Source organism: Nonomuraea sp. NPDC047897, from assembly GCF_043204415.1.
Classification (GTDB): domain Bacteria; phylum Actinomycetota; class Actinomycetes; order Streptosporangiales; family Streptosporangiaceae; genus Nonomuraea.
On record NZ_JBIDCC010000007.1, the window covers coordinates 20,789 to 29,159 of the forward strand.

Genomic DNA, 8,371 nt, shown 5'->3' on the forward strand with positions numbered 1-8,371 from the left:
TCAGCGGCGGGTGGCGTAGATCCGCTGCTGGAGGCCGTTGTACTCAGCCATGCGCTCCAGCGTCAGGCCGAGCTTGGCCGCGACCCGCTGGGACGGCACGTTGTCCGGGTTGATGATCGCGATGAGGTGCTCGACGCCGAGCGTCTCCCTGGCGTGGTCGCGGCACGCCAGGGACGCCTCGGTCGCGTAGCCGCGGCCCTGCAGCTCCGCCCGGACGAGATAGCCGATCTCGGTGAAGACCTCGCCCTCCACGGTCTGCCTGGTCAGCCCGCAGGTGCCGACGAACTCCCCCGTGTCGCGGCTGACGATCAGCCACAGCCCGTAGCCGTGCTCGCGGTAGGACCGCCGGGCGGCCTCGATCCAGCGCAGCGCCTCGTCCCGGGTCATGGTGCGGGGATAGTGGCGCATGACCACGGGGTCGCCCAGCAGGGCTGCCATGTCGTCGAGGTCGTCGACGGTCATCTCACGGAAGGCGAGGCGTTGCGTCGGATATGGGGTCACGGGCGGCCTCTCGCTGGAAACAGGAAGTCCACAGCTTAGACGGGACGTCGGACCAGGTCGCTGACGGCTCCCACGTACAGGGGGCCGTCCAGGTGGGCCGGCTCCAGGACGACGCCCGTGATCTTCGCGGCGAGGGCGAACGAGCGGAGCACGGCGACCGGCGCAAGCGCGTCCCACCCGTCCCCGTCCCCGTCCCCGTCCCCGTTGCCTTCGCCTTCGCCTTCGTCGAGGCCCTGGTCGAGGTCCTGGTCGGGAGCCAGCCCGACCGCGCGCATCAGGTCGGCGAGCGCGTGGGGGGCGTCGCCGTGGCGCAGGCCGGGCGTGTCCGGGTTGAACGTGGTCAGCACGACGCCGTCGCGCGCGTGCAGGAAGGTGTCCTCGGCGTAGTCGTGGCGGGAGATCGCCACCAGCTCCGCGCCGTCGCGGGACAGGCGGGACGCGACCTCCCACGACACGGCGCTCCAGCCGCTCGGCTCGATCGCGACGCACCACTCGCCCACCTCGACTGCGCCGACATGGCCTGATCCTTCGCCTCCGTCGGTCGTGTGGAGGAAGTGGGACACGAGATCCTCGAACTCGTCGAACTCCGCGTGGCGGCCCGTGGCCGTGCCGCCGAAACGGCGGACGACCTCGGCGGGCTCCACTCCGCGCAGGAACGACACGCAGAAGATCTCGCTCCACCAGTGGTCGTCGCGGCAGAGCCAGCGGAACGGCGCGAGCGGGTCGTCGATCATGCCGTCATGCTGGCAGCCCGCACCGACAGAAGTCATGCCGCGGCCCGCACCGACGGAGACGGCCACGGGCCGGGCGCGGAGGTCGCGCCCGGCCCGTGGCCGTCTGTCGGTGGAATTCGGGGGGAGATCCTGCGCCGGCGGCAGGACCTCCCCCGTCAGAACTCCTCGCGGAGGACCCGGCTGAGGCGGTCGTTCGCCTGCTGGGCCTTGCGCCGTGCCCGCTGCACACGTCGGATGCGGGAGATCAGGCGCTGCTCCTCGGCCTCGCGGTGGAGCGTTTGTATTCGGTCGTTGACCAAGTCGTGGTACATATGCGGCATTTCAAAGCTCCTCGTGGAGATGGTGCTCATCTGGCTGTCTGCTTTCTGGTGTCGGTGCGTGGTGCGTGGCGCACTTCGGGTCAGGCGGCGACCGGGTGCTTGCGGGGACGGCCGCGGGGCCTCTTGCGGGGGACGACGGCGCCCCGCAGAATCAGCTCCCCGCCCCAGACGCCCCACGGCTCCTCGCGCTCCAGCGCGCGGGCCAGGCAGGCCTTCCGGATCGGGCAGTCACCGCAGAGCGCCTTGGCGAACTCGACGTCGTCCGGGGACTCGGCGAACCACAGGTCAGGGTCGGTACGACAGGGGATTCTGGCTTCGTCGATCAGGTCCATGATCGTCTTGGCCCCCATCTGTTTCTCCTTCTGATCGGTTTTGATCTTGGTTGTGCACCTCGGAGGTGGTCGGGGATCACGGACAAACAAGAAGGCCGCGGATCCTGTGTGCGGATCCGCGGCCTGGGGGCTGCTCTTGTGCCGGTCAGGTTATGACCGGAGCATCCCTCCAGGGTTGCGGACCGCGCATTCCACCCTTGGTGATCTGCTGGGTCGGCGCTGCTGCGCCCGTGCTCGGAGCCGGCGCGCTCACGACGCCGGCACCGAAGTGGGCGTAGACGGGAGCGGCGGCGGCCTGGACACGGGCAGACTTCTCCTGCCGCAGCTTGGCGAGCGCATCAACGAGCCTCACCACGTCACGGCATGCGGAAGCGAGCCACTGAGTGGCCGACATCTTGGTGCTGATCACTGGGGCTCACCTCCACTTCGGGATCGTCGAACAGGACCGTCCGACTCGCTTGACCATGACCCTAAACCGGGAACGCGCGAACGAGCAACCTATTTTCCACCTGCGATTTCACGGCTTCGTGACACGAATCATGGCCTCCTGCACGACCGAGACGACGAGGTCGCCCGACGCGGTGAACATCTCACCGCGGGCGAGCCCCCGTGCACCCCCCGCCCAGGGAGATTCCTGTGCGTACAGGAGCCAGTCGTCTGTCCTGAACGGCCGGTGGAACCACATGGCGTGGTCGAGCGAGGCGCCGACGATGTTGGAGGCGCCCCAGGCCATGCCGTGCGCGAGCAGGACGGTGTCGACGAGCGTGAAGTCGGAGGCGTAGGCGGCCAGCACCACGTGCAGCAGCGGGTCGTCCGGCAGCTCGGCGTGGTAGCGGAACCACACGTTGGTCCGGGCGCTGCGCAGCTCGGGGTCGCGGTGCGCCTCCCAGGTCAGCGGCGAGGCGTAGCGGGCGTCCACCGGCCGCGGCTTGGCCAGCCAGTCCCTGAGCTCGGGCGCGGCGCCCACCAGCCCCCGTGTCCGCTCCTGGAACGTCGCCAGCGTCTCCGGGCCCGGCACGGCCGGCATCACCGACGCCTGGTGCTCCACCCCCTCCTCGAAGAGGTGGAACGACGCCGACATCGTGAAGATGGCCTTGCCGTGCTGGATCGCGACCACCCTGCGCGTGGTGAACGACCGGCCGTCGCGCACCCGCTCCACGTTGTAGACGATGGGGATGGACGGGTCGCCCGGCCTGATGAAGTAGGCGTGCAGCGAGTGCACGCTCCGGTCGTCCGGCACGGTACGGCCGGCCGCGACGAGCGCCTGCGCGGCCACCTGGCCCCCGAAGACGCGCTGGATGCGTTCCTCCGGGCTGCGTCCCCGGAAGATGTCGAGCTCGATCTGCTCGAGGTCGAGCAGATCGAGCAGCTCCTTCAGCGCCTCGTTCACGGGGTCCCCTCCTGCGATGCCCTGGCGTCGTGCGACAAGTCTGGACTTGCCGCCTATCTCCTACCAAATGGGATTCTGGTGTACGCCGCCAGGATGGGTGCCAGGTGGGTGTCAGGAGCCGGCGGAGCGGCACAGCGCCAGCACGGCCTCGCCGTACCGGTCGAGCTTGACCCGGCCGATCCCGGCGATCGACAACAGCTCCTGCTCACTCGTCGGCACGCGCTCGGCGATGGCCTGCAACGTCACGTCCGTGAAGACGACGTACGGCGGGATCTTGGCCTCCTTGGCGGTGGCCGTGCGCCACGCCTTCAGACCCTCCAGCAGCGCCTCGTCGTAGTCGGCCGGGCAGGAGGCGCACCGGCCGAGCTTCTGCTCGGCCCCCGTCACCAGCGTCCTGGCGCAGATCCGGCAGCTCACCGGCGCCGCCACCTCGCGGCGCTCGCGCGGCCGCGCGGCGGCGCCGCCGGCCGTGCGGGCCGCCGGAGGGACACGGCCGGTGAGCCCGTCGAGGAAGCGGGACGGGCGGCGGCTGCGGCGCCCGCCGGGAGCGCGGGACAGGGCCCACGACAGCGACAGGTGGTGGCGGGCGCGGGTGATGCCGACGTAGAGGAGGCGGCGCTCCTCCTCGATCTGCTCCGGGGTCTCGGCGAAGATGATCGGGATCATGCCGTCGGTCAGGCCCACGAGGAAGACGGCGTCCCACTCCAGGCCCTTCGCGGCGTGCAGGGAGGCCAGCGTGACGCCCTCGACGGGCGGGGCGTGCTGCTCGGCGGCCCGGCGTTCGAGCTCGGTCACGAACACCGGCAGGTCGGCGCCCTCGGCCGCCATGTCCTCGGCCAGGTCGGCCAGGGCCTTCAGCGACTCCCACTTCTCGCGCGCCCGGCCACCGCCGGGCGGCACCGGGGTCAGGCCGATCCCGGCGAGGATGTGGTGCACCTCCGAGGCGAGCGGCTCGCCGGAGGCCGAGCGGGCCGCGCCGCGCAGCAGCACCACCGCCTGGCGCACCTCCGGCCGGTCGAAGAAGCGCTCCGCCCCGCGCAGCACGTAGGGGATGTCCGCCTTCGACAGGGCCTCCTCGTACGCCTCGGACTGGGCGTTGGTGCGGAACAGCACGGCGATCTCGCGGGAGGGCACCTGCTGGTCGAGCAGCTTCCTGATCGCGCGGGCCACCCCCGCGGCCTCGGCCGGCTCGTCGTCGTACTCGTGGAAGAGCGGCCTGGGGCCGTCGGGGCGCTGGGCCACGAGCTCCAGGCGGTGCGGCGAGCGGCCCTTGGCGATGACGAGGTTGGCCAGGTCGACCACCTGCGGGGTGGAACGGTAGTCGCGCACCAGCTTGATCACCTTGGCGTCGGGGTGCTCGACGGCGAAACCCGTCAGGTAGCGCGGCGTGGCGCCGGTGAAGGAGTAGATCGTCTGGTTGGGGTCGCCGACCACGCACACGTCGTCGCGCCCGCCGAGCCAGGTGTCGAGCAGCAGCTTCTGCAGCGGGTTGACGTCTTGGTACTCGTCGACGACGAAGTAGCGATACTGCTGGCGGATCTGCGCCGCGACCTCCTGGTGCTCGGTCATCACCGCGGCCGTCAGCTCCAGGATGGTCTCGAAGTCGACGAGGTGACGCTCGCGCCTGATCTGCTCGTACGCCTCGTAGACCCGGGCCACCTCGTCGGCGGACGCGGGAGGGGCACGGTGGTGCTTGGCCGCGGCGGCGACATAGTCCTCCGGCCCGATCTGGGTGACCTTGGCCCACTCGACCTCGGCGGCGATGTCGCGCAGCTCGGACCTCTCGGAGCTCCTGCGGAGTCGGCGGCAGGCCTCCGCGAGGACCGGCAGCTTCGACTCGATCACCGACGGCGCCTCGCCGCCGATCACCCGGGGCCAGAAGTAGGTGAGCTGGCGCAGCGCCGCCGCGTGGAACGTGCGCGCCTGCACCCCCGGCGCGCCCAGCGCCCGCAGCCGCTGCCGCAACTCCCCCGCCGCCCGTGTGGTGAATGTCACGGCCAGCACGCTCGGCGCGTCGACCACTCCGCTGCGCACCGCGTACGCGATGCGATGCGTGATCGCCCGCGTCTTGCCGGTGCCCGCACCAGCGAGAACGCACACCGGACCGCGCACGGCCTCGGCCACCTCGCGCTGCTCCGGATCGAGGCCGGACAGGACGTCGTCCACGCTGCTCACCTGTCAATCCTCCCAGCCGGTGGCGGTAGAGGCCTCCATTCTGGCAACATGCCGCCCGTCGTCCGTTCATCGTCATCGAGATGCAAAGAACTGGTCTCTTCCCCCACAATGGGGCCCGACCATGTGCATGGGGGAAAGGGAGGCCGTGCGAACTGCGGTTTTCGTCGGCGCGCTCGCGCTCGCTGCCATCGCGCTCACACCATCGGCTGCCTACGCGGTCAAGGACCCCACTCCGCCTCCGGCCGTGACGGACACCACCGACCCGTACAACACCAATCTGTCGGCCGAGACGATCGCCTACGGCTCCCACCGGCGCCAGGAGATGGACGTCTCCTGGACTCCTGACGGCACCGATCGGCCCGGCGTGTTCCTCGTCCACGGCGGCTGGTGGTCCAGCGGCGACAAGAGGTACATGACGTCGATCGCCCGCGGCTACGCCGAGCAGGGCTACACGGTCTTCAACCTCAACTACCGGCTGTCCGGCCACGCCGCCTGGCCCGCGCAGCGCACCGACGTGCTGGCCGCCGTCGCGCTGGCCAAGAAGCACGCGGCGCGCTGGTCCTTCGACCCGACGAACTTCGTCGTGGTGGGCTTCTCCGCGGGCGGGCACCTCGCCGCCTCGGTCGGCACCTACGGCAACGGCATCGCCGGGCTGAGGGGCGTCGTCGGGCTCTCCCCGATCATCTCGCCGCTGCGCGCCTACTCCGACGGGCTGGCCACCAAGGACCCCTACAAGCGCAAGCTGCGCGCGTCGGCCGTCAAGCTGGCCGGCGGCTGCGCCCCCAAGGGCAAGTGCTCGCGCGTGTGGGCGAGCATGGAGGTCGCCTGGCACGCCAGCCCCAAGGACGCGCCGATGCTGACCGTCCATTCGCAGGACGAGTTCGTGCCGCCGGTGCAGAGCCAGCCGCTCAAGCAGCTGCTCGGCCAGGTGGGCGTGCCGGTGACGGTCCTCACCGTGGCGGGCACCGCGCACAGCGCGCCGCTTTACCGCGACCCTGCCGTCCTGGAGGCCGTGCAGCAGTGGATCGCCGACCGCGTGGCACAGGAATGACCTGAGGCTGGTCCGGTGTTGAACCGAGCGCCTGTCTGTCCGGTCTGGAAGGATGTGCCGTCATGGCGCTCACGGTCTACAGCACCACGTGGTGCGGCCCCTGCAAGCGGCTGAAGTCGCAGCTCACCCGCGAGGGCATCAGCTTCCGGGAGATCGACATCGAGCGTGACCCGGCCGCGGCGGAGTTCGTGATGAGCGTCAACAACGGCAACCAGGTGGTGCCGACCGTGGTGGTCGAGACGGCCGGTGGGCGCGTGGTCCGGACGAACCCGTCGGCCCTGGAGGTCAAGGCGCTGCTCGGCGCCTCCTGATCGGGTCGCCGCCCAGGGGGCGGGCGGCTGTGAGGGTGTCGCGAGGACCGGGTGCTGCCGCACACCCGGCCTCGTCAGTGGGCGTGACAGTCGAACTTCTGCTCCAGGCGCGCGATGTCGCTCTTCAGCTCCGTCCGGACCTCCGCGATGTCACCCTTCAGCTCCGTCCGGACCTCCGCGATGTCACTCTTCAGCTCGTCGCGGACCGAGGCGATGTCATCCCTCAGCTCCGTGCGGACCGAGGCGATGTCACCCTTCAGCTCCGTGCGGACCGAGGCGAGCTCGGCGCGGATGTCTATCATCTCCCTCTTGAGCTCCATTACCGCGTTGGTGATGGCGCCGCTCACGGCGGTGATGACCCGCTTGTCCGAGGCCCTGATCTTGTCGTCCATGACCACCTCGGTGGCGGCATGCTGGATGGCGAGTTTCTGACGTTCGAGATCGAGGATCTCGACGATGTGCGTCTCGTTCATGACCATGACTTTAGCCTCCCGCTACCGAAGGTGTCTTCGAATCTACGCTAAGTCACCGCCTCTTACCAGTCGCCCGTGAGGGGGCCGCCGTACCAGGTCTCGATGAGGCGGCGGGCGATGGAGACGGGGGGCGGGAGGCGCACGTCGCCGCAGGCGAGGGCGGCCGCGAGGTCGTCGCGGGAGAACCAGCGGGCCTCGGCGATCTCGTCGGCGTCGGGGGTGATCGTGGTCGTGACGGCGTCGGCGAAGAAGCCGAGCATGAGGCTGCGCGGGAAGGGCCAGGGCTGGCTGCCGAGGTAGCGCGGGCCGACGACGGCGATGCCGACCTCCTCGGCCACCTCCCTGACCACCGCGTGCTCCAGCGACTCGCCGGGCTCGACGAAGCCGGCCAGGATCGACATGCGCCCCTGCGGCCACTGGGGGCCGCGGGCGAGCAGGCAGCGGTCGTTTTCGTCGCGGACCAGCATGATGACGGCCGGGTCGACGCGCGGGAAGTGCTGGCTGGCGTCGACCGGGCAGACCCGGATGTGACCGCCGGCCCGGACCTCGGTGCGGGCGCCGCAGCGCGGGCAGAACTCGTGGGTGGCGTGCCAGGCCTCCAGCGCCACCGCGTAGACGAGCAGGCCCGCGTCGCGGTCGCCGAGCAGGCCGCCGACCTGGCGCAGCCCCGCGGTGACCGGGGCCCCGTCGGGGGCGTCGCGCAGGCTCATGGGGACCGTGACGCGCCCGCCCACGCCGGGGGCCGCGGGCTCGGACAGCGGGGCGGCCACGGCGAAGTAGGCGACGTCGCCCTCCACGCCGAGCAGGTAGCGCTCGCCGGGGGGCGCTTCGGCGGGGGTGGACAACTCGGCGCGCACCTCGTCCCCGACCCGCCTGACGAGCGTCTGGCCGTCATGGATGACGAGGACGCGGGTCGTGGGCGCGGCCCAGGCGTCCTCCAGCCAGGCGGCGTCGGCGCGCAGCGCCGCCGACCGGTCGATCGTGCCGCGCGCCAGGAGCAGCGGTCCGATGAGTTGCTCTTCCGCCCTCGTGTGCACGGGCCCCACCCTTCCCGAATCCCATGTCATCCTATGGCCCCGGAGTT

11 protein-coding genes are annotated in these 8,371 nt (G+C 70.9%); 2 read left to right on the forward strand and 9 right to left on the reverse strand.

All coding sequences use genetic code 11. The features are described from left to right. From ACGF0J_RS16980 to ACGF0J_RS17010, 7 genes are all read right to left on the reverse strand, one after another. Positions 1-501, reverse strand: a complete 501-nt coding sequence (locus tag ACGF0J_RS16980) for a GNAT family N-acetyltransferase (RefSeq protein WP_393146648.1) — start codon at positions 499-501, stop codon at positions 1-3. A gap of 35 nt (positions 502-536) precedes the next feature. Beyond that, on the reverse strand, positions 537-1,235 hold the full coding sequence (locus ACGF0J_RS16985; RefSeq protein ID WP_393146650.1) for a DUF6461 domain-containing protein: 699 nt from the start codon (positions 1,233-1,235) through the stop codon (positions 537-539). A gap of 155 nt (positions 1,236-1,390) precedes the next feature. Continuing rightward, on the reverse strand, positions 1,391-1,546 hold the full coding sequence (locus ACGF0J_RS16990) for a hypothetical protein (protein WP_393146652.1): 156 nt from the start codon (positions 1,544-1,546) through the stop codon (positions 1,391-1,393). An 89-nt stretch (positions 1,547-1,635) separates the two neighbouring features. Further along, complete coding sequence (locus ACGF0J_RS16995; RefSeq protein ID WP_393146654.1) at positions 1,636-1,905, reverse strand: WhiB family transcriptional regulator; 270 nt, start codon at positions 1,903-1,905, stop codon at positions 1,636-1,638. Positions 1,906-2,032: 127 nt separating this feature from the next. After that, the gene (locus tag ACGF0J_RS17000) at positions 2,033-2,296 is read right to left on the reverse strand and encodes a hypothetical protein (protein WP_393146656.1); all 264 of its coding nucleotides are present in this window, start codon (positions 2,294-2,296) and stop codon (positions 2,033-2,035) included. Between the two features lie 108 nt (positions 2,297-2,404). After that, complete coding sequence (locus ACGF0J_RS17005; RefSeq protein ID WP_393146658.1) at positions 2,405-3,277, reverse strand: acyl-CoA thioesterase; 873 nt, start codon at positions 3,275-3,277, stop codon at positions 2,405-2,407. A 111-nt stretch (positions 3,278-3,388) separates the two neighbouring features. Beyond that, positions 3,389-5,443 (reverse strand): ATP-dependent DNA helicase UvrD2, encoded by a 2,055-nt coding sequence (locus ACGF0J_RS17010; RefSeq protein ID WP_393147313.1) that lies wholly within the window; start codon positions 5,441-5,443, stop codon positions 3,389-3,391. A gap of 154 nt (positions 5,444-5,597) precedes the next feature. On the opposite strand from ACGF0J_RS17010, the gene ACGF0J_RS17015 reads away from it, so the two are divergent. Both ACGF0J_RS17015 and ACGF0J_RS17020 read left to right on the forward strand, forming a co-directional pair. Further along, positions 5,598-6,503 (forward strand): alpha/beta hydrolase, encoded by a 906-nt coding sequence (locus ACGF0J_RS17015; RefSeq protein WP_393146660.1) that lies wholly within the window; start codon positions 5,598-5,600, stop codon positions 6,501-6,503. A 62-nt stretch (positions 6,504-6,565) separates the two neighbouring features. Next, on the forward strand, positions 6,566-6,814 hold the full coding sequence (locus ACGF0J_RS17020) for a mycoredoxin (protein WP_393146662.1): 249 nt from the start codon (positions 6,566-6,568) through the stop codon (positions 6,812-6,814). A 74-nt stretch (positions 6,815-6,888) separates the two neighbouring features. Here the strand turns inward: ACGF0J_RS17020 and ACGF0J_RS17025 are convergent, their stop codons facing one another. Together ACGF0J_RS17025 and nudC are read right to left on the reverse strand one after the other, a co-directional pair. Next, positions 6,889-7,287, reverse strand: a complete 399-nt coding sequence (locus tag ACGF0J_RS17025) for a hypothetical protein (protein ID WP_393146664.1) — start codon at positions 7,285-7,287, stop codon at positions 6,889-6,891. Positions 7,288-7,349: 62 nt separating this feature from the next. Continuing rightward, a complete protein-coding gene (gene nudC, locus ACGF0J_RS17030; RefSeq protein ID WP_393146666.1) occupies positions 7,350-8,324 on the reverse strand; it encodes an NAD(+) diphosphatase in 975 nt (324 codons plus the stop codon). Positions 8,325-8,371 lie beyond the last annotated feature (47 nt).

Coding starts and splice junctions, on each gene's coding strand:
- ACGF0J_RS16985 (WP_393146650.1), bottom strand. CDS start 1,235: ATGATCGACGACCCGCTCGCGCCGTTCCGCTGGCTCTGCCGCGACGAC.
- ACGF0J_RS16990 (WP_393146652.1), bottom strand. CDS start 1,546: ATGTACCACGACTTGGTCAACGACCGAATACAAACGCTCCACCGCGAG.
- ACGF0J_RS16995 (WP_393146654.1), bottom strand. CDS start 1,905: ATGGGGGCCAAGACGATCATGGACCTGATCGACGAAGCCAGAATCCCC.
- ACGF0J_RS17020 (WP_393146662.1), top strand. CDS start 6,566: ATGGCGCTCACGGTCTACAGCACCACGTGGTGCGGCCCCTGCAAGCGG.
- ACGF0J_RS17025 (WP_393146664.1), bottom strand. CDS start 7,287: ATGAACGAGACGCACATCGTCGAGATCCTCGATCTCGAACGTCAGAAA.